This is a genomic window from Providencia sp. UF-224 (assembly GCF_058245955.1).
Genome location: NZ_JBSICC010000025.1, coordinates 40,421 through 59,979 on the forward strand (window position 1 = coordinate 40,421; position 19,559 = coordinate 59,979).

Sequence of the window (19,559 nt, forward strand, 5' to 3'; positions counted from 1 at the left end):
ATCTTATCGCCCTCCTAATGTGCCAGGTAAGCGAACTTTGCGCTCTAATAGCGTCATCAAAATCATAATGACGACGTTAATACCTACATAAGCTAATGTAATTGCAGTGAATGATTCCCATGCGTGAGCTGAATAATCGAGCAGCTTACCCGCTTGCGCCGCCATATCAACTAAGCCGATGGTGGAGGCAATGGCGGAGTTTTTCACCAAGTTCAACATTTCTGAGGTCATTGGTGGCAAAATCACGCGATACGCATTTGGCAATAGCACGTAGCGATAGGTTTGTGGCAAGGTTAGCCCCATGGCTAACGCCGCACTTTTTTGTCCTCTAGGCAGAGATTGGATTGCGGCGCGTACTTGCTCAGTCATACGTGCTGCTGTAAATAACCCAAGGCATAACATTGAGGAAATAAAGAATTGGTAGTTAGGATCTAACTCCATTTTAAACCAATCGCCAATTGAGCGCGGAAGCAGCTCAGGGATCACTAAATACCATGTGAAGAATTGCACGATGAGTGGTACGTTACGGAATAATTCCACGTAAGCGGTACCTAAAAAGGCTAAAAAGCGATTAGGAACTGTACGTAAAATACCGAAGAATGAACCAACTAAGAATGCGATAATCCATGCGCAAATAGAAAGTGTGACAGTGACTTCTAGGCCAGATATTAACCACCCTAAATAGGTGGTATTCCCAAACGGGGCTTCCTGAAGGAAAATCCCCCAATTCCAATTAATTGACATAATTTTGACTTCCTGTGGGCAATTAGATTGTCCCGAATACTGCGAAGAGTAAGCAAGGCGGGGAACGACCGCCTTGCAACCCTTACTTCCAGTAACACCCTGTTTGTCTTTTTTATTAGTTTAGTGCTTTGTCATTTGGCGCTTTAAACAGTGCTTTCATTTCATCGGACAAAGTAAATTTCAGATTCAGATTTTTTGGTGGGATAGGTTGGTTAAACCAACGGTCAAAGGATTTTTCAGCTTTGCCTGAGGTTTGTGCAGTTGCGATAGTTTCATCGACCAGCGCTTTGAATTGCGGGTCATCTTTGCGCAACATACAGCCATAGGCTTCTTCAGTTTGTGGCTTACCAACGATTTCCCAAATTTCAGGTTTTTTCGCTTTCGCACGTTCACCGGCTAACAATGCATCGTCCATCATAAAGGCAACGGCACGGCCTGACTCTAAAGTACGGAATGAATCACCATGGTCTTTGGCGCTGATAATGCGCATTTTCATGTTCTTTTCGTCATTTAATTGATTTAACAGGATTTCAGATGTTGTACCTGAGGTCACAACAACGTTTTTCCCTGCTAAGTCAGCAAAATCTTTGACGCCAGAATCGCCCTTAGTGAGTAAGCGCGTACCGACGACGAAAATCGTGTTGGAGAACGCTGCTTGTTTTTGTCTTTCGACGTTATTGGTGGTTGAACCACATTCGAAGTCAAAGGTGCCATTTTGCAGCAATGGAATACGGTTTTGCGAGGTAATTGGGATTAACTTCACTTGCAGATCAGGCATGTTCAATTTTTTCTTCACTGCATCAACGATTTCGTTTGAATAGTCCTGTGAGTAGCCAACGACTTTTTGGTTATTGTCATAATAAGAAAATGGCACGGAGGACTCACGGTGACCTACAACAATCACACCGTTGTCTTTGATTTTTTTCAGAGTACCGTTTAGCTCGTCTGCTTGAACTGCGCAGGTTGCACCTAAAATCATCATCGATAATACAAGCTTACTTATACGCATAATTACAGCTCCTTTAGAACATCGGTGTAAACCCGCCATATTTCAAAGGTTCCCTGTCATGGGACGAGGTCACACTTGAATGACGTTGGCTTTGTTGTGTTGTGTTTGCTGATGTATCGAGGATTTTGATAACACCACGATCATCGGCTGTATGTTTTATTATTGTTAAAAAGTAATTAAATTTGTTAATTAATGAAAATGGATTGTTTCAATTTCGGGAGCTATCTCGCATATTATTTGGTGCATTCTTGAATCAGCGCACTAATATGATGAATAACGACTAAAAATTGCTTAAAACTGATAGTCGTGCACTGTCTGGGTGCAAACTATCGCCACTTTCATTCCTGCATAAGATGTAGCAATTTCTGTGCCGAGTTTTAGAGATAGGTAAATTTTTGTTTATCAAAAAGGGAAATGTATTTGTAAAGTTAGATGATGCTACTTGTATGGAATGTTTTGCTGTGTAAGATGTAACCTCCATTTAACTTATAGATGGCATAGCGGTTTTAGTCAAAGTTCGATTTTTATCGATATTGTTGCTAAAGTTGTTTAATTGGTGTTATTTCAGGAAGATATACCGAGAAACGCATGAGCAGGCATTTAAAATTAGGTAAAGGATTAGTGATATTCGCCTGTCTGATGGTGTTGGTTTGCATGAACCAGCGAGCCGTTGGAGAGCGTTTATTTGCCAATTTTTTTGTGCCAAATGTTTTAGTACAAGCACAAAATAATGCGGGTTCTAACCTTTCTTATATAGATAAATCTCAATTAGAACAGAGTGATAACAGTGCGCATCTTTCCAGTTGCGAGCTTAGTGCAAAATCATTAATGACTATGCTACCTGCTGTTATTGAACCTTTTTTCTTTATGTTCCTTGCTTTAGCTGCATTAATGGTATTTTGCACTAATCTATTTATATCTAGAGCAAACAATGAAGAAAAACATGCCCCTCCAAGAGTCAGACGACACTTACAGTTTTGTAATCTTCGGAATTAGCGCACAACGAACTTCAATTCGTTTGTGTAATTTATTCTGGAGGAAACAATGCGTTTTTTAATTAATTCATTTTTGATTTTATTTGCTCTATTTTCCAGCAGCTTACAGGCTGCGGATACGGGGTGGCTGCAACCTGCAAAAACTGGGTGGATGAGTGATAACACCCCAATGCATGCACAAGTGCGTTTACTAAGCTCGACTCAACAGGACGATGGCAAAATTAATATTTTGCTGGATGTGAAACTTGATGAGGGTTGGAAAACATACTGGCGCTCGCCGGGAGAGGGGGGCGTTGCACCTGAGATTGTTTGGTCGAGTCCTGTTGAAACAACAGATTGGAAATGGCCTGCGCCGGGGCGTTTTGATGTGGCAGGGGTATCAACCCAAGGCTATATGGGGGATATTGTTTTCCCTATTACAGTCACTAGTTCAGACAAACTCGATAAACTATCGGGTGTGTTAACTTTGTCGACCTGTAGCAATGTCTGTATTTTAACGGATTACCCTTTCGAACTCGATTTAACCGAGCCAGCGCCTGCTGATTTTACGTGGGCCTTTAACCAAGCCAAAGGCGCCGTACCACCTACGAGTGGCTTAGTCGAGCAAGCCAAAGCGGGTTTTGCGGATGAAAAACTGGTTATTGAGCTGCAAAAAAATTCAGATAGTGCATGGATTAAACCCAATATTTTCACTGATGTAGTCGATGGCGCTGTTTTAGGTGTGCCAGTGATCAAAACATCAGGGAACAGTCTTACTGCAATTATAGATGTAAGTGATGACTGGGGGGATGCATCGCCTAACTTAACAGGCAAAACCGTATCATTTGTGGTCACCGACGGTGATATTTCCCAGCAAATAAGCAGTGAAGTAACACCATTTACTGGTTCAATTAGCCAAAATGGTGGGGGCAGTGCAATTTCGTTGTGGCAAGTGGTATTGTTTGCGGTGGTTGGCGGGTTAATTCTTAACTTAATGCCGTGTGTACTTCCTGTGCTGGCAATGAAGCTAGGCTCCGTGCTGATGGTGCCACAAGGTGAGCAAAAGACCATTCGCCGTCAGTTTTTACTTTCTTCTTCTGGGATCTTAGTCTCCTTCTGGTTACTCGCCCTGTTGATGACCCTGTTACGTGTTGGCCAGCAAGCCGTTGGCTGGGGAATTCAATTCCAAAATCCGTGGTTTATTGGCTTTATGGTGTTAGTTACCGCGTTGTTTACGGCGAATTTATTCGGTTTATTCGAAATCAACCTCGGCAGTAAAGCGAACACACGCCTTGCGACAGCAGGTGGCCATGGTAACAGTGGGCATTTCTGGCAAGGGGTATTTGCTACCTTATTAGCGACACCGTGTTCTGCACCATTTTTGGGCACCGCAGTGGCTTTTGCCCTTGCCGCACCAATGAGTGAATTATGGTTAATTTTCACTGCACTGGGCGTTGGGATGAGCTTACCTTGGTTGTTGATTGCCGCTTTCCCAGCTATTGCGAAATTACTTCCGAAACCTGGCACATGGATGCTGAAATTGCGCGCTGTGCTTGGTCTGATGATGTTGGTGTCTAGCCTTTGGTTAATTAGCTTATTAATTCCCCATTTTGGTGCAACATATTCTACCACGATTGCACTCGCATTCTTGGTTTTATTGGTGGTATTTATTGCTATCAAAAAAGGGATAAAAGCAGCTATTTTTCCTTTGGTGTTATTTGCACTGTTTGCGGGCGCTTTTGTTTGGATGACCCAAGGGCAGCAGGCTGGAAGCCGTTCATTAGTGAAAGATACAGTAAATTGGCAACCGTTGACTGAGCAGGCTATCACCGATGCCTTAGCGCAAAACAAGCGCGTCTTTATTGATGTCACTGCAGAGTGGTGCGTGACCTGTAAGGCGAACAAATATAATGTATTGTTAAGAGATGATATTCAGCAACTGTTAGGTGAGCCGGATGTTGTCGCATTGCGGGGAGATTGGACGAAACCGTCTCCTGAAATCACTGCATTCTTGCAAAAACGTGGGCAAGTCGCAGTTCCGTTTAATCAGATTTATGGCCCTAACTTGGCCGACGGCGAGGTGCTGTCAACAATACTTGACCGTGAATCGTTAATCTCAGTTATGAATCAGGCCAAAGGAGCCACAAAATGAAAAAAACAATTTTAGCCGTTCTGTTCTCATCACTTATGATGGGTGCAACAGCACAAGCCGCCCCATTAACGGCGGACCAAGAAGCGCAAGTGCGTAAGTTAGTGCGTGATACCTTAGTTGAAAACCCAGAAATTCTAGAAGAAGCTATTGTCGCACTGCAAGCGAAGCAAGGCGAGAAACAACAAGCACAGATGAAAGAAACGTTAAAAGCAGAGAAAGATGCCTTATTTAACGACCCAACAAGCCCGCGCATAGGTAAAAAAGATGCCAAATTGGTGTTAGTTAACTTTACTGATTTTAACTGCCCATATTGCAAACGTTTTGACCCGCAACTGATGGATATCGTGAAAAAATACCCAGATGACGTAGCGGTAGTGATCAAGTATTTACCATTTAAAGGCCAAACATCATTAGATTCAGCACAACTGACGATGACTCTCTGGCAAGAAGATCCGAAAGCATTCGAAGCGCTGCATCATAAATTTATGCAAAAGCAAGGCATGTTGTCAGATGCTAATATCAAAGATGCACTCAAAGCAACGGGTAACGATAAGCTCAAAGCGAGTGAGAAAAGCCGTGAAGGTATCCGCACAAACATGATGTTAGCGGAAAAGCTTGGAGTGAACGGAACGCCAGCAACGCTGGTGGGCGATGAAATGATCCCAGGGGCCATTGATGCTCAGCAGTTTGAGGCGGTGGTGAAGGAGCAGTTGGCCAAGCTCAAATAGTCCTCCTCGTTATCCTCGTCATAGTTCGCGCTGTGGCGTTGTTGGCTTCGTTTACTAACCCTAGTCACATACTTATGTATGCTCCTAGGGCTTAGTTTCACTTGCCGCCTAGCCACAACCCGAATTATTTAGAGGATAAGCTTGAGGGAAAAGCATTAGGAAACAATTATTTTTTCTAAATAGCAAAGCATTAATTTCGATTAAATGCTTCGGTTTCCTATACATTAAATTTGAGCTGTTTGAAAACTAAGTGGTTAATAACCTTATGAATAGACTGAAAAAGTGGTCTAAAGAAATTATTGTTTTGGCAATTATTTTATTTATTGCTTTTACAGTGATGGACTTGTGGCGCAAACCACAAACCCTTGCGCCCATATTATTAGAGCAACACACTTTAGTTAATGGTGAAACCGTTTCATTGGCAGAGCTAAGCAAGGAAAAACCGATATTGGTTTATTTCTGGGCAACATGGTGTGGGGTCTGCAATTTAACTTCGCCAACGGTATCCGATTTAAGTCAATCAGGCATGCCGATTATCTCGGTTGCAATACGTTCGGGGGAAACACCGCGTTTAATCAATGGAATGGCAAAGAAAGAACTCACCTTCCCTGTCATCAACGACATCAACGGACAGCTTTCTAATGCCGTGGGAGTCAGTGCAACGCCAACATTTATGGTGATTGATAACGGTGAATTAGTCAGCTTTACCTCGGGCTGGACGAGCTCTTATGGCTTAAAAATGCGCATGTGGTTGGCATCATTCTAATATTTTAATTGTCCCCTTTAGATTGAAAAAGGGGACTTTTCTGCCTATAAGCCATACATATCATTATGGTAGACTCATTCAGCTATATAAATAATAAAATAGGTGAATGGGATGGTTATGTTTAAAAAAGTGGTTGGATTACTGTTAGGGGCTGTATTAATCGCGGGATGTTCCCCTGATGTGGAAGAGAAAAAACCGGTTGAACAAACATCTGGAACGACTGCGAATTCAGAATTAAAACAACGCTATGATGAGATAAAAGCCAATTCAACGGAAGAGAAAATTAATGCATTTAACGCCAAAGGGGACGATGACCCAACGTTATTACGTGATGTTTTCTTGACTGAAATGGCAAAAGCATTGCCGATGTTGATTGACGACGTCACATTATTGACGGAAGTTACCGCTAACCAAAATGGTATGTTGTTTTACCAATACACCATCAAGGGCATTCCTGATGATGTTCTAGAAGGTAAGAGCTGGCAGCAAAATATGCGTGAAATCTTAAATAAAAACTATTGTGGTAAAGATGCAGGTATGAAAATGCTGCATGAAATGTTCCCTGAAGGGATCACGCACAATTACCATAAGTCAGATAAATTGGTTTTCACCTACATAGTGACCCCTGCTATTTGCCACTAATCTTTTTTATAGCGCCTGATAATGTTTTTATCAGGCGTATCAATAGCTAAAATTCTAAATTGCGAATAAACCGGTAATCAGCTGATTGAGACTTTAGACGATATAAATTAGCAGGACGACCCCGTTCATGGCGCTTTTCACCAGTATCAATCAATAAATCGGCTTGCTCTAAACGTCGTCTAAACGACTTGTTTTGCAAGGGCTTACCAATCAAAACCTCATGTACATGTTGCAGCTCCGCTAAGGTGAATACATCTGGCAGAGCAAAGCCTGGCACAATGGAGTACAGGGATTTTTGTGTTAAGCGTGCTCTGGCTTGTTGGTAAAGTTCAAGGTGATCGAATGCGAGGGGGCGCTGCTCAATCTCATCAATCGCCACCCATTTGACGGAATCTACCGTTTCAATATGCGCTTCACAGGCTTGGTAAGCGATCAATGCGGTATAACACACCGTCACAGACCAACCACGCGGATCGCGTTGGTGGTTGCCGACAGTACAAAGTTGTTCAATATAAGGGGGGATCACGCCTGTTTTTTCTTTTAGTTTGCGTAACACCGTCTCTTCTAAGGTTTGATCATTTTGCTCATCAATAAACCCTCCCGGTAAGCCCCATTTCCCTTTTTCGGGGAAACTTGCTCGTTCAACCAGTAATACCTTCAACGTGTTTTCATGGTAAGTAAACAAAACGGCATCGACAGTGAGTAAAGGCGATAAGTAATCTTTTCTGTCATAGCTAGCAAGAAACTCTTTTTCATTCATATTGTTACCACTCAACGTTAAAGATGAAGTATAGGGATAAATCATACACGCAAAAAAAGTTATTGTCATTAAGACATTTAATGCTTGACTTGTTTATGTCTATAAGACAATAATTAATTAAAGTCACAAAGACATTAATGAGGGTTCCACTATGATTAACTTTAAATATTTCAAAGCAGACTCATCCACTTTTGTTATTCAATCAGTGAATGGAAAGGTACGTAAGCAAGGCAAAGGGATCAGTTTTTGGTATAACGCAGACAAAACATCGATTGCCGCTTTGCCACTGAATGCACAAGAGGCACCGTTTATATTTAATCTGCAAACCGCTGATTTTCAAAGCTTACGAGTACAGGGGCAAATCTCATTTCAAGTCAAAGAGCCAGAGAAAACGGCTGATGTGTTAAATTTTAACTTAACCAAAGACGGGAAAGGTTATTCATCCGAAGACCCGTTAAAAATGAGTGACAGAGTGGTGCGAGCGGCGCAAACCGTGATCCAAGCGAAAATACAAAGCACATCATTACGTGATGCATTATTAATTAGTCGTTCATTAGTTACGTTGGTTTCCCAGCAGCTAGCAGAACAGTCGGTTATCAATTCATTAGGGATAGATATTCTTGAGGTCTCTATTGCGGCGATTACACCATCACCGGAAACCTTGAAAGCACTTGAAGCGCAGGCGAGGGAGTCCATTCTAAAAGAGGCGGATGATGCGATTTACGCAAGGCGCAAATTCTCTGTTGAGCAAGAAAGGACGATCAAAGAGGCCGAATTAGAAACTGATCTTTCCGTCCAAGCGAAAGAGCAGCAAATCGAAGAGGCGCGGTTAGACAATGAACGTCGATTATTACGTGAACGCGCTGAAATCGAACAAGAAGAGCTAACCGCGCAAGTGAATGCCGAAGAGAAACGCCAAGAATTGGTGGCGCTCAGTGTTGGGAATCAACGTATTCAATCCGATGCGGATGCATATGCCATTGAATCGAAAATGAAAGCCTACAGCCAGTTACCGGTGGAGAACTTAAAAGCGTTAGCGCTGGCCAAAATGGGACCAGAACAGTTAATGGCGATGGCGTTTGAATCACTAGCACAAAATGCAGGAAAAATTGGTGAGCTTAATATCTCCCCTGATTTATTCGGCCAATTAATGAAAAAAGGGGCTAAATGATGAAAGGAATTGATGATGCACGTTTTGTCTTGGTCATGCGTAAGACTCGTTTACAAGAGCTGATTGAACGTTTTAATACATGGCCGCAAGCCAAATTCTATTTAGAGCATAATCATGTCGAGGTTGATGATTACTTACAGGAACATGATTTATATCAACGGCAATTAGTTCAAGCGGAATCTGTATTGAAATCATTAGGTCGATTTCAATTATTAGAAAGAAAATTATTACCAAGTTACCAATTTTCTAAACAAGATATTGTGGTGGTTATCGGGCAAGATGGCTTGGTTGCGAACACATTGAAGTACTTGCAAGGCCAACCTGTGATTGCCATCAACCCAGACCCTACAAGGTGGGATGGTAAGTTGTTGCCCTTTGAAATCGGTCAATTAAGGGATGTGGTGACTCAGACATTAAAAGGGAAAATGGCACAAAAATCGGTGACTTTTGCTGAGGCGAAAACGAACGATGGGCAGTCTTTATTAGCGGTAAATGACTTATTTATTGGCCCGAAAAGCCATACATCAGCGCGGTATTTGCTTAACTGGCAAGGTGAGCAAGAGTTTCAGTCTTCGTCAGGGATCATTATTTCGACAGGTCTTGGGTCAACAGGGTGGTTTCAATCTATTTTAGCAGGCGCTCAAGCTATTACAGGCACAAAAAGTCACCCGCTTGGGAATGGGTTTGCATGGGGAGAGAGCAAGTTACAGTTTAGCGTGAGAGAGCCATTCTTAAGTAAAACAACGGGAACAAAGTGGGTGTTTGGGACGATAGAGCCTAATAGCCCATTATCGTTGGAGTCACTAATGCCTGATAACGGCGTGATTTTTTCAGATGGCATTGAAGAGGATTTTTTGCAATTTAACGCGGGATGTATTGTGACAGTGGGGATTGCGGATATACAAGGACAACTCATTGCTTAGTTTAATATCATCAGCCTCAATAGATGCTTATTGACTATTGAGGCTGATTAATAACTTAGTGCTTACGGCGTCGGTTCATCGCAAAACCAAGCACACCAAATATAACAACCGTTCCCCACATTGGGTAGTTACTCCAACGTGCATAAGGGGTTAACCCTGTCGTAGGCGTTACTTCTGTAGCAAGTGTGGCAGTTTTGAATTGAGGAAGCATATCCTGAATAGAACCATCCGCACTAATCACCGCAGTAATACCGTTATTGGTTGAGCGTAACAGTGGGCGACCCAATTCCAAAGAACGCATCCGTGCCATCTGGAAGTGCTGCCAAGGGCCAATAGATTTTCCAAACCATGCGTCATTTGAAACAGTAAGTAAGTAGTCGCTATCAGGTTTAAAGTTATCCCTGACCTGCGTACCTAAAATAATCTCATAACAAATAGCCGCCGTTAGATGAATATTACCTACTGCTAATTGCGCTTGTTCATAATCGCCACGACTAAAACCCGACATTGGCAAGTTAAAGAACGGGGCGATAGGGCGAAGTAAATCTTCTAAAGGCACATATTCACCAAATGGCACTAAATGGTGTTTATTATAACGGTTTTTAGACGGATATAAATACGGTTTTTTATCCCCTAATACAATGATTGTATTATAGAAAGTGTATTCACCGTCCATCGGACGTGCATCGACAATACCTGTGATTAACTGAGTGTTCGACTCTGCTAATAATTGGTCGAGGGATTTTAGCCATGTTTGGTTGTCGAGCTCAACGGAAGGCACTGCCGATTCAGGCCAAATAATCAAAGACGCTTTACCAATATAAGGGCGAGAAAGCTCCATATAGGTGTCTTTGGTTTTTTGTAAAAAGCTGGCTTCCCATTTCATCGATTGGGGAATATTGCCTTGAACCAGTGCCACTTCCATTTTTTTGTCTTCAAGGGGGGTAAACCATTGAACATTTTTGGCAATTAATGGAGCAAAAATTAAGACAGCAGCCACAGCGAGCGCGATAAAGCTGCGGCGCAGGATAGCGAGCACTAACAGACCACTGATGCTAAATAACAGCAATGTAATCATTTCTACCCCAAATACAGGGGCAAGAGCTTTCATCGGCCCATCAATTTGGCTATAACCAAATTGTAGCCATGGGAAGCCAGTTAATACCCAACCACGCAGAAATTCAGTGACTTGCCATAGAGCAGGGGCGACAAAAACTAAACGCCAAATATTGGCTTTAGGGGCAAGTTTGGCCAGTAAACTGCCAAATAGGCCAGTATAAAGGGAAAGGTAAGCTGCTAATAAAATAACAATAAAGACGTTGATAGGCCCCGGCATTCCACCAAAATCAGCGATGCTGACATAAACCCAATTGACGCCACTGCCAAACAGGCCAAGCCCCCACGCAAAACCAACAGCAAAAGATTGCTTTGCATTGCGCTCTAAGGTGAGTAGTTGGAGAAATAGAATTGAGAGAAGTGCGGCAGGCCAGATGTCAAAAGGCGAAAAAGCCAGTGTTCCACTGGCTCCGAATAATAAAGCCAGCAGTAACCGCAACCACTGACTTTGATACATAGACGTTGAGTTCATTAAGTCTGTTCTTCTTCCAAAGTAGGAACTGGCGCATCGTCTGGAATTTTCACGTGAAGCAGAAGAATTCGGCGACTGTCTGCCATAGCAACTTTAAACTGATAATTATCTATTGTGATGGTTTCTCCGCGGGAAGGCAAATGACCAAAGGCTTGCATGACCAACCCACCAACGGTATCCACTTCGTCATCACTAAAATGAGTATTGAAAGCGTCATTGAAATCTTCAATCTGCGTTAATGCACGGACAGAATAAGAATGACGGCTCAACTGGCGAACATCGACGTCGTCTTGATCGTCATATTCGTCTTCAATTTCACCCACAATCAACTCTAAAATATCTTCAATGGTCACAAGACCAGAAACACCACCAAACTCATCGATAACGATAGCCATATGGTAGCGTTGGGAACGGAACTCTTTGAGTAATCGGTCTACTCGTTTACTTTCAGGGACAACAACCGCTTGGCGCAAGACTTTGTCGATACTAAAAGGCTCAGCATCTGTACGCATAAATGGCAGTAAGTCTTTTGCCATTAATAGCCCTTCAATGTGGTCTTTGTCTTCGCTGATAACAGGGAAGCGCGAGTGAGCAGAGTCAATAATGACATCCAAGCACTCATCAAGCGTTTGGTTACGTTTTAAGGTAACAATTTGGGAACGCGGGATCATAATGTCGCGCACGCGCTGATCCGCGATATCCATAACCCCTTCAAGCATTTCACGGGTATCAGGATCGATTAAATCGTTTTGTTCTGAGTCGCGGATTAATTCGACTAAATCATCACGATTTTTAGGTTCACCATGGAAAAGGTGATTTAACAGTGCAAAGAACCCTTTCTTAGGACCGGGGTTATCGCTACTCGAAGAGTTATCGTCGCTCATGGCGGTTAATTTTTTTTTCCTCAAAAAATACTCGTCATACTTCGAACCGCAGCGTTGTTGGCTGCACTCGGCTACCCGAATCACATACTTATGTATGCTCATCGGGTATCCTCGCTGGCCGCCTAGCCGCAATCCGAATTATTTAGAGTATTAAATAGTCGTTACTCGTCATATATCGAACCGCAGCGTTGTTGGCTGGCTTGTGCTATTTTGTTAAACAAAAAGTGAGCACATAAAGTATTTAGAGTGTTGGTTAGTTAATAAAAACAGCTTACTTCATTCTTTTTTAGCATAAAACCGACGGTTTATCTGCAAAATTACCGTCAGTTTTTTGTAAAATAATGCTTTCTTCGTCAAAGACACCTGAAAAAATTATAGTTAGGTCACTCTTTTTCCGCAAGATAGGGGTCTTCATAACCCAATTCTGCCAAGATTTCCGTTTCTAAACCTTCCATTTCCTCGGCTTCATCATCTTCAATATGGTCATAACCTAATAAATGCAAGCAGCCGTGAACCACCATATGTGCCCAATGTTCTTCGGTACTTTTTTGCTGTTCAATGGCTTCTTGCTCAACCACTTGGCGGCAAATAATTAAATCGCCGAGCAGGGGAAGTTCAATTTCAGGTGGCGCTTCAAAAGGAAAAGATAACACGTTGGTTGGTTTATCTTTTCCGCGATAAGTCAGGTTTAAATGGTGGCTTTCCGCTTCATCCACAATACGAATTGTAACTTCACTTTGTGCTTGAAATTTAGGTAATACAGCGGCTAACCAGCGCTCAAAAAGTGCTTCAGAAGGCAAACCTTCAGGGTTTTCACACGCAATTTGTAAATCGAGAATGACGTCACTCATTTATTGGTTTTCCTGCTTTTCCAGCTCTTTTTGCTGTTCTTTTTCTTCACGTAATTGTTGGCGACGCTTGCTATCTTGCTCTTCCCACGCTTCGTAGGCCATAACAACTTTGGCAACGACAGGGTGGCGAACCACGTCTTCACTGTGGAAGAAATTAAAGCTTAAATCATCCACGCCAGACAGCACTTCAATGGCGTGACGCAGACCTGATTTACTGCCGCGCGGTAAGTCGACTTGGGTGATATCTCCAGTTACAACCGCTTTGGAGTTAAACCCAATTCGCGTCAAAAACATTTTCATCTGTTCGATGGTGGTGTTTTGGCTTTCATCTAAAATAATAAACGCATCATTTAATGTCCGACCGCGCATATACGCCAGTGGGGCCACTTCAATAACGTTGCGCTCAATCAGTTTTTCAACCTTTTCAAAGCCTAACATTTCAAACAGGGCATCATAAAGCGGGCGTAAATACGGGTCGACTTTCTGGCTTAAATCCCCGGGTAAGAAACCGAGCTTTTCACCCGCTTCAACCGCTGGGCGCGTAAGCAGAATGCGACGAACCTCTTGGCGTTCTAAGGCATCGACCGCGGCAGCGACCGCTAAATAGGTTTTCCCCGTTCCCGCAGGGCCAATACCAAAGGTAATATCATGATCCAAAATATTGGCAATGTATTGCGCTTGGTTTGGTGTGCGAGGTTTTATCACGCCACGTTTGGTTTTGATATTCACCGCCTTGCCGTAGTCTGGAACGCTTTCGGCGGATTGCTCTAAAACGCGACTATCCAAAATGGCTAAGTGAATATTTTCAGGGTCGATATCAGGAATAACACCGCGCACAGGCGCGGTATCGACATACAGTTGACGCAAAATTTTGCTTGCCGCTTGAACATTCAGCGGCTTACCCGATAACTTAAAGCGGTTATCACGGCGATTAATTTCGATAGCAAGGCGGCGTTCTAGCTGCTTGATATTATCGTCAAATGGCCCGCAGAGGCTCATTAAACGTTGGTTATCTGCGGGTTCTAGAAAGATTTCTTGTGTTGCGATTTGCAAATTTTTTGTCTCAGTCACTGAATATCCTATGGTTGTGGCTTAGGGTTGAAAACGACCAACACCTAGCTCATCTTCTTTACGGGTACGTGCAATAACAGACGCTGGCGATTCATGAACGCGAAGGCCCATTTGATCTTCTGTACGAATGACTTTACCGCGTAATGAGTTGGTATAGACATCCACAATTTCAACATCCACAAATTTACCGATCATATCCGGGGTACCTTCAAAATTTACCACGCGGTTATTTTCGGTACGACCAGAAAGCTCCATCACGTTTTTACGGGATGTTCCTTCAACTAAAATACGTTGAACGGTGCCCACCATTTGGCGGCTGAAGCTCAATGCCTGCTGATTAATACGTTGTTGCAGTAAGTATAGACGCTGTTTTTTCTCATCTTCAGTGACATCATCAGGTAAATCCGCCGCTGGCGTACCTGGGCGTGCTGAATAGACAAAGCTGTAGCTCATGTCAAAATTGACGTCTGCAATCAGTTTCATTGTTCTTTCAAAATCATCAGTCGTTTCACCCGGGAAACCAACAATAAAGTCAGAACTGATCAGGATACCTGGGCGCGCTTCGCGCAGTTTGCGAATAATGGCTTTATATTCGAGTGCAGTGTGAGCGCGTTTCATCATTGTCAGAACGCGGTCAGAACCACTTTGTACAGGCAGGTGCAAGAAGCTGACTAATTCAGGCGTATCACGGTAAACTTCGATGATATCGTCAGTAAATTCAATTGGGTGGCTAGTGGTAAAGCGAACACGGTCGATACCATCAATAGCGGCGACTAAACGCAGTAATTCTGCAAATGAGCAAATTTCGCCGTCAAAAGTTTCACCGCGATAAGCATTAACGTTCTGACCCAGCAAGTTAACTTCACGTACGCCTTGTGCGGCTAATTGCGCGATTTCAAATAAGATATCGTCACAAGGGCGGCTGACTTCTTCACCACGGGTGTAAGGCACCACACAGAAAGTGCAGTATTTATTACAGCCTTCCATAATAGAAACGAATGCGGTTGGGCCTTCAGCACGCGGTTCTGGTAGGCGATCAAACTTCTCAATTTCAGGGAAGCTGATATCAATAACTGGGCTGCGAGTACCTTGTACTTGGTTGATCATTTCAGGCAGGCGGTGCAATGTCTGTGGACCAAAAACAATGTCAACACTTGGCGCACGCTGGCGGATAAAATCCCCTTCTTGGGATGCCACGCAGCCACCGACACCAATAATGATGTCAGGGTTTTTATCTTTAAAAAACTTCCAACGACCAAGCTGGTGGAAGACTTTTTCTTGGGCTTTTTCCCGAATTGAGCAGGTGTTAAGCAGGAGTAAATCTGCTTCTTCAGCAACTTCAGTTAGCTGATAACCGTGGGTGCTTTCTAATAAAGAGACCATTTTGGATGAGTCATACTCATTCATTTGGCAGCCCCACGTTTTAATGTATAACTTTTTATTCGTCGACATGTCGTATATCCGGTGTTTTCGAAGCGGCTAGTGTAATGGACCCCGAAACGCGTTGTAAATCCAAAGTCCTACCCTCTTTTGGGAACTCGTTTGCATTTTGATTAAGGACATCATTGTATGATGGAATAAATGCAAAGATAGCGAGAAATAATATCACTTCACGAAATTTAAGGGCAGGCAATTTGCCTATTGTTTTAAAAATTAGGACGTATTGTATTCATTTGGGGCTTCAGTGACTAGAGTTCAAGTGGAGATATTGTCTGCGAGGGCAATAAATTTTCGATACAATACGGCAATCAATTCGTAAATAGTGGCCAATGTGATGAATAAACAAATCGAATCTTATGATGTTGTCGTAGTCGGCGCGGGAATGACAGGCGCAGCGGCGGCATTGGGCTTTGCCCAAGAAGGGATGAAGGTGGCTTTGCTTGAAAAGGCACAACCTGCACTATTTGAGCCACACAGTACCCCAGATGTTCGCATTTCGGCGATTAGCCGTGCATCCGTCGAATTATTAAAGCAACTCGGTGCATGGCAGCATGTTGAAGCCATGCGCAGTGTTCCTTATCGCCAGTTGGAAACATGGGAGGAGCCTGAAAGCAATGTGGTGTTTGACGCCCAAAGCTTAGGTTTACCTGAGCTCGGTTTTATGGTTGAAAACCGAGTGTTACAGCTCGCTTTGTGGCAGGAATGCGAAAAATATAGCAACTTAGAGTTAGTTTGCCCTGCAAAGTTGGTGAATTTATATCAACCTAAAAACCAAAAAGAGTGGCGATTAGCGCTTGATGATAACCGCCTGTTAGAGGCGAAATTGGTTGTGGGTGCAGATGGCGCAAACTCCCAAGTGCGCAAAATGGCAGGGATCGGTAGCCGCGGCTGGCAGTATCGCCAATCTTGTATGTTGATTACCATTCAAACCGAACAACCTCAGCAAGACAAAACATGGCAGCAGTTTTTTCCCTCAGGGCCGCGTGCATTTTTACCGTTATATGATAATTGGGCTTCATTGGTTTGGTATGACAGCCCTGCAAAGATCAGGCGCTTACAGAGTATGTCCATGGAACAACTCACTGGTGCGATTTCTGAAGCGTTTCCTGAGCGCTTGGGTAAGGTGACTGCGATTGCATCAGGGGCATTCCCCTTAACGCGCCACCATGCTAACCGCTATGTGATGGATGGCTTAGCGCTGATTGGTGATGCTGCGCATACGATCAACCCGTTAGCAGGGCAAGGGGTTAATTTAGGCTACCGTGATGTAGAGAGCTTGCTGAATGTGGTGAGCTATGCGCGTGAATATTTGCAGCCTTGGTATTCAGTGGATGTTTTAAAACGCTACCAGCGCCGTCGTTTGCCTGATAATTTGGTGATGCAAGCAGGGATGGATGTATTTTATATGGCATTTAGCGAGAATCTACCCGGCTTAAAAATGTTTAGAAACCTTGGGTTGATGGCGGCTCAAAGGGCCGGTGAAGCGAAAAAACTCGCGCTAAAATATGCGCTAGGGTTATAAATAACCACCAACAATAAAAATAGGCCGCTGATTAGCGGCCTATTTGTTTATCAATCCAGCAGATTATTTATTATTTGCTAAATCAACAGGCTGAACGTTTGGCACATCTGTGTTGATACTGTCATCTTCAGTGATAACGGAGTCTAACGTTTCATTTTTCGCTGAGAATGCATGAGCCAGTTTCTCGGTGTCTAACTCTTTTTCCCAACGAGCAACCACGATACATGCACAGGCATTACCGACTAAGTTGGTTAATGCACGACACTCTGACATGAAGCGGTCAATCCCAAGAATCAAGGCCATACCTGCAACTGGAATGCTTGGCACAACCATCAGCGTTGCGGCTAAGGTAATGAACCCTGCACCTGTTACGCCTGCGGCACCTTTTGAACTGATCATGGCAACGAGCAGCAAGGAGATTTGTTCCCAAATGGTGAGCTCAATATTGGTGGCTTGTGCGATAAACAGTGCCGCCATAGTCATATAGATGTTGGTACCATCAAGGTTGAATGAATAACCGGTTGGGATCACTAAGCCCACAACGGATTTTTCACACCCTGCGTGCTCCATTTTTCTCATTAAGCTTGGCAGTGCCGCTTCAGAAGAAGAGGTACCTAAAACTAACCACAACTCATCTTTGATGTATTTAATCAATTCAATGATTGAGAAGCCGTTATATTTCGCAACTGCGCCTAAGACTAAAATGACAAACAGGAGAGAGGTAATATAGAACGTCATTATCAGCATCATTAAGTTACCGATAGATGAAATTCCATATTTACCAATGGTAAACGCCATTGCACCGAATGCCCCGATTGGTGCGAGTTTCATTAACATCGCAACCATTTTGAAGACGGGCTCAGAGAAGTTTTGCAGTAACTTAACAATTGGCTCGCCGTGCTTGCCTGTTGCTGCTAATGCTAATCCGAAGATAACCGCAATGAACAGAACTTGAAGAATGTTACCGTTTACCAATGGGCTAATGACGGTATCAGGGATGATATTCATCAAGAAGCCAACAATAGAAGATTCGTGTGCTTTGGCAACGTAACCTGCTACCTTGGCACTATCAAGGGTTGCAGGGTCTATATTTAAGCCATCACCGGGACGAATAACGTTCGCCACGATGAGACCAATGATGAGTGCAATAGTTGAGAAGGTAATGAAATAAAGCATTGCTTTACCCGCAACGCTACCCACAGCCTTCATATTTGACATGCCTGAAATACCCGTTACCACAGTTAAGAAGATAACAGGCGCGATAATCATTTTAACGATTTTGATGAATGCATCACCAAGTGGTTTTAATGATTCTCCGATGTCTGGGAAAAAGTGGCCTAGCGCGATACCTAAGGCGATGGCTACGATGACCTGAACATATAAGATTTTATATATTGGTTGCTTTATCATGTTTCGCATAAATTTTCTCTGTAAAAATGTTGCGTTTTGGCAATTTATAATTATTAGGTTTAAAACTTTTATTTGAGTTTTTGAGAACTAATTAATGGAACGGAAGATGGGAGTGAGTTTTCTGGCGACTTAAGTGTATAAACCTTTTAGCCACCAATCATACCTAACTACAATTCGAGCGCAGATTACCACTTTCAACAGTTAAATAGAAATGATTAAAGTCACAGATTTAATAGAAAAGTTATGTAAAGGTAAATTTTATAGGTGAAATGTTGCATGGTTAACATTTTAAACGATTAAGCTACTGGTTAATTAGTAAGCGCGGGATTTAATAAAATAAAAAGTACTAATAAAGGGTGCGTTTCGACTGAAAATATGCATAAACATGCAAATAACTGTGCAAAAAAATGGGATTCAGTAAAAAAAATGGATTTATCACCTAATTTTTTAAACTTGGTTTAATTTATCAATAAAAGTGATAATCAAAATAAGAGAATTGAAAAAATTATATCAGGAAGAGAGAGAAGGATGGCTGGGGTACCAGGATTCGAACCTGGGGATGCCAGGATCAAAACCTGGTGCCTTACCGCTTGGCGATACCCCAACAACAAAGAAATGGTAGCTACGACGGGATTCGAACCTGTGACCCCAACATTATGAGTGTTGTGCTCTAACCAACTGAGCTACATAGCCATTGTTAATTTCTTTAATCGTGAATTTTGCAACGTAGGAAGGGAAGTAGATGGCTGGGGTACCAGGATTCGAACCTGGGAATGCCAGGATCAAAACCTGGTGCCTTACCGCTTGGCGATACCCCATCCGGGAAATTCTACTATTGATGATTTAAGATGGCTGGGGTACCAGGATTCGAACCTGGGGATGCCAGGATCAAAACCTGGTGCCTTACCGCTTGGCGATACCCCA

17 protein-coding genes and 4 tRNA genes are annotated in these 19,559 nt (G+C 43.0%); 8 read left to right on the top strand and 13 right to left on the bottom strand.

All coding sequences use genetic code 11. From position 1 onward, the window contains the following. Positions 1–3 precede the first annotated feature (3 nt). The gene (locus tag AC4IFO_RS18305) at positions 4–744 is read right to left on the bottom strand and encodes an amino acid ABC transporter permease (RefSeq protein ID WP_219244330.1); all 741 of its coding nucleotides are present in this window, start codon (positions 742–744) and stop codon (positions 4–6) included. Between the two features lie 115 nt (positions 745–859). Then, the gene (locus AC4IFO_RS18310; protein ID WP_353243848.1) at positions 860–1,753 is read right to left on the bottom strand and encodes an amino acid ABC transporter substrate-binding protein; all 894 of its coding nucleotides are present in this window, start codon (positions 1,751–1,753) and stop codon (positions 860–862) included. 654 nt (positions 1,754–2,407) lie between these two features. Here AC4IFO_RS18310 and AC4IFO_RS18315 point away from each other — a divergent pair. The 5 genes from AC4IFO_RS18315 (at position 2,408) to AC4IFO_RS18335 (ending at position 7,015) form a co-directional block, all read left to right on the top strand. Further along, positions 2,408–2,749, top strand: coding sequence for a metal resistance protein (locus tag AC4IFO_RS18315; protein WP_490736537.1), 342 nt, complete (start codon positions 2,408–2,410; stop codon positions 2,747–2,749). Between the two features lie 48 nt (positions 2,750–2,797). Beyond that, positions 2,798–4,879 carry a protein-disulfide reductase DsbD family protein gene (locus tag AC4IFO_RS18320; RefSeq protein WP_490736539.1) on the top strand — a complete coding sequence of 694 codons (2,082 nt, stop codon included), beginning with the start codon at positions 2,798–2,800 and terminating at the stop codon, positions 4,877–4,879. Next, positions 4,876–5,607, top strand: coding sequence for a DsbA family protein (locus AC4IFO_RS18325; protein ID WP_490736541.1), 732 nt, complete (start codon positions 4,876–4,878; stop codon positions 5,605–5,607). The genes AC4IFO_RS18320 and AC4IFO_RS18325 overlap by 4 nt, the downstream gene beginning before the upstream one ends. 265 nt (positions 5,608–5,872) lie before the next feature. Beyond that, a complete protein-coding gene (locus AC4IFO_RS18330; RefSeq protein WP_490736543.1) occupies positions 5,873–6,373 on the top strand; it encodes a protein disulfide oxidoreductase in 501 nt (166 codons plus the stop codon). Between the two features lie 111 nt (positions 6,374–6,484). Further along, positions 6,485–7,015 (top strand): protein K, encoded by a 531-nt coding sequence (locus tag AC4IFO_RS18335; RefSeq protein ID WP_490736545.1) that lies wholly within the window; start codon positions 6,485–6,487, stop codon positions 7,013–7,015. 46 nt (positions 7,016–7,061) lie between these two features. Here the strand turns inward: AC4IFO_RS18335 and AC4IFO_RS18340 are convergent, their stop codons facing one another. Then, positions 7,062–7,775 (bottom strand): NUDIX hydrolase, encoded by a 714-nt coding sequence (locus AC4IFO_RS18340; protein ID WP_490736547.1) that lies wholly within the window; start codon positions 7,773–7,775, stop codon positions 7,062–7,064. 151 nt (positions 7,776–7,926) lie between these two features. Here AC4IFO_RS18340 and AC4IFO_RS18345 point away from each other — a divergent pair, with 151 nt between their 5' ends. After that, positions 7,927–8,946, top strand: a complete 1,020-nt coding sequence (locus AC4IFO_RS18345; RefSeq protein WP_273827577.1) for an SPFH domain-containing protein — start codon at positions 7,927–7,929, stop codon at positions 8,944–8,946. Further along, positions 8,946–9,869 (top strand): diacylglycerol kinase catalytic domain-containing protein, encoded by a 924-nt coding sequence (locus tag AC4IFO_RS18350; protein ID WP_490736568.1) that lies wholly within the window; start codon positions 8,946–8,948, stop codon positions 9,867–9,869. Before AC4IFO_RS18345 ends, AC4IFO_RS18350 begins: the two co-directional genes overlap by 1 nt. A gap of 55 nt (positions 9,870–9,924) precedes the next feature. Here AC4IFO_RS18350 and lnt read toward each other — a convergent pair whose 3' ends face one another. From lnt to miaB, 5 genes are all read right to left on the bottom strand, one after another. After that, positions 9,925–11,457, bottom strand: coding sequence for an apolipoprotein N-acyltransferase (lnt, locus tag AC4IFO_RS18355; RefSeq protein WP_490736550.1), 1,533 nt, complete (start codon positions 11,455–11,457; stop codon positions 9,925–9,927). After that, positions 11,457–12,341, bottom strand: coding sequence for a CNNM family magnesium/cobalt transport protein CorC (corC, locus tag AC4IFO_RS18360; RefSeq protein ID WP_219249496.1), 885 nt, complete (start codon positions 12,339–12,341; stop codon positions 11,457–11,459). The genes lnt and corC overlap by 1 nt, the downstream gene beginning before the upstream one ends. A gap of 383 nt (positions 12,342–12,724) precedes the next feature. Beyond that, complete coding sequence (ybeY, locus tag AC4IFO_RS18365; protein ID WP_490736552.1) at positions 12,725–13,192, bottom strand: rRNA maturation RNase YbeY; 468 nt, start codon at positions 13,190–13,192, stop codon at positions 12,725–12,727. After that, positions 13,193–14,191, bottom strand: coding sequence for a PhoH family protein (locus AC4IFO_RS18370; RefSeq protein ID WP_490736570.1), 999 nt, complete (start codon positions 14,189–14,191; stop codon positions 13,193–13,195). Between the two features lie 93 nt (positions 14,192–14,284). After that, positions 14,285–15,715 (bottom strand): tRNA (N6-isopentenyl adenosine(37)-C2)-methylthiotransferase MiaB, encoded by a 1,431-nt coding sequence (gene miaB, locus AC4IFO_RS18375; RefSeq protein WP_490736554.1) that lies wholly within the window; start codon positions 15,713–15,715, stop codon positions 14,285–14,287. 322 nt (positions 15,716–16,037) lie between these two features. Between miaB and ubiF the strand changes: the two genes are divergently transcribed. Beyond that, entirely contained in the window at positions 16,038–17,225 is a 1,188-nt protein-coding gene (gene ubiF / locus AC4IFO_RS18380) for a 3-demethoxyubiquinol 3-hydroxylase (protein ID WP_490736556.1), read from the top strand. 63 nt (positions 17,226–17,288) lie between these two features. Here the strand turns inward: ubiF and AC4IFO_RS18385 are convergent, their stop codons facing one another. From AC4IFO_RS18385 to AC4IFO_RS18405, 5 genes are all read right to left on the bottom strand, one after another. Then, positions 17,289–18,644 carry a dicarboxylate/amino acid:cation symporter gene (locus tag AC4IFO_RS18385; protein WP_490736558.1) on the bottom strand — a complete coding sequence of 452 codons (1,356 nt, stop codon included), beginning with the start codon at positions 18,642–18,644 and terminating at the stop codon, positions 17,289–17,291. A gap of 520 nt (positions 18,645–19,164) precedes the next feature. Then, positions 19,165–19,239: transfer RNA gene (locus AC4IFO_RS18390), tRNA-Gln, on the bottom strand. Between the two features lie 12 nt (positions 19,240–19,251). Then, positions 19,252–19,328, bottom strand: a tRNA-Met gene (locus tag AC4IFO_RS18395). Positions 19,329–19,378: 50 nt separating this feature from the next. Beyond that, a tRNA-Gln gene (locus AC4IFO_RS18400) sits at positions 19,379–19,453 on the bottom strand. 31 nt (positions 19,454–19,484) lie between these two features. Next, a tRNA-Gln gene (locus tag AC4IFO_RS18405) sits at positions 19,485–19,559 on the bottom strand.

Excerpts from the sequence above, each read along its gene's own strand:
- AC4IFO_RS18340 (WP_490736547.1), bottom strand. The coding sequence starts at position 7,775 with ATGAATGAAAAAGAGTTTCTTGCTAGCTATGACAGAAAAGATTACTTA.
- AC4IFO_RS18345 (WP_273827577.1), top strand. The coding sequence starts at position 7,927 with ATGATTAACTTTAAATATTTCAAAGCAGACTCATCCACTTTTGTTATT.
- AC4IFO_RS18335 (WP_490736545.1), top strand. The coding sequence starts at position 6,485 with ATGGTTATGTTTAAAAAAGTGGTTGGATTACTGTTAGGGGCTGTATTA.
- AC4IFO_RS18305 (WP_219244330.1), bottom strand. The coding sequence starts at position 744 with ATGTCAATTAATTGGAATTGGGGGATTTTCCTTCAGGAAGCCCCGTTT.
- ybeY (WP_490736552.1), bottom strand. The coding sequence starts at position 13,192 with ATGAGTGACGTCATTCTCGATTTACAAATTGCGTGTGAAAACCCTGAA.
- AC4IFO_RS18325 (WP_490736541.1), top strand. The coding sequence starts at position 4,876 with ATGAAAAAAACAATTTTAGCCGTTCTGTTCTCATCACTTATGATGGGT.
- corC (WP_219249496.1), bottom strand. The coding sequence starts at position 12,341 with ATGAGCGACGATAACTCTTCGAGTAGCGATAACCCCGGTCCTAAGAAA.
- ubiF (WP_490736556.1), top strand. The coding sequence starts at position 16,038 with ATGAATAAACAAATCGAATCTTATGATGTTGTCGTAGTCGGCGCGGGA.
- lnt (WP_490736550.1), bottom strand. The coding sequence starts at position 11,457 with ATGAACTCAACGTCTATGTATCAAAGTCAGTGGTTGCGGTTACTGCTG.
- AC4IFO_RS18385 (WP_490736558.1), bottom strand. The coding sequence starts at position 18,644 with ATGCGAAACATGATAAAGCAACCAATATATAAAATCTTATATGTTCAG.
- AC4IFO_RS18310 (WP_353243848.1), bottom strand. The coding sequence starts at position 1,753 with ATGCGTATAAGTAAGCTTGTATTATCGATGATGATTTTAGGTGCAACC.
- AC4IFO_RS18350 (WP_490736568.1), top strand. The coding sequence starts at position 8,946 with ATGAAAGGAATTGATGATGCACGTTTTGTCTTGGTCATGCGTAAGACT.
- miaB (WP_490736554.1), bottom strand. The coding sequence starts at position 15,715 with ATGTCGACGAATAAAAAGTTATACATTAAAACGTGGGGCTGCCAAATG.
- AC4IFO_RS18370 (WP_490736570.1), bottom strand. The coding sequence starts at position 14,191 with ATGAGCCTCTGCGGGCCATTTGACGATAATATCAAGCAGCTAGAACGC.
- AC4IFO_RS18330 (WP_490736543.1), top strand. The coding sequence starts at position 5,873 with ATGAATAGACTGAAAAAGTGGTCTAAAGAAATTATTGTTTTGGCAATT.
- AC4IFO_RS18315 (WP_490736537.1), top strand. The coding sequence starts at position 2,408 with ATGAACCAGCGAGCCGTTGGAGAGCGTTTATTTGCCAATTTTTTTGTG.
- AC4IFO_RS18320 (WP_490736539.1), top strand. The coding sequence starts at position 2,798 with ATGCGTTTTTTAATTAATTCATTTTTGATTTTATTTGCTCTATTTTCC.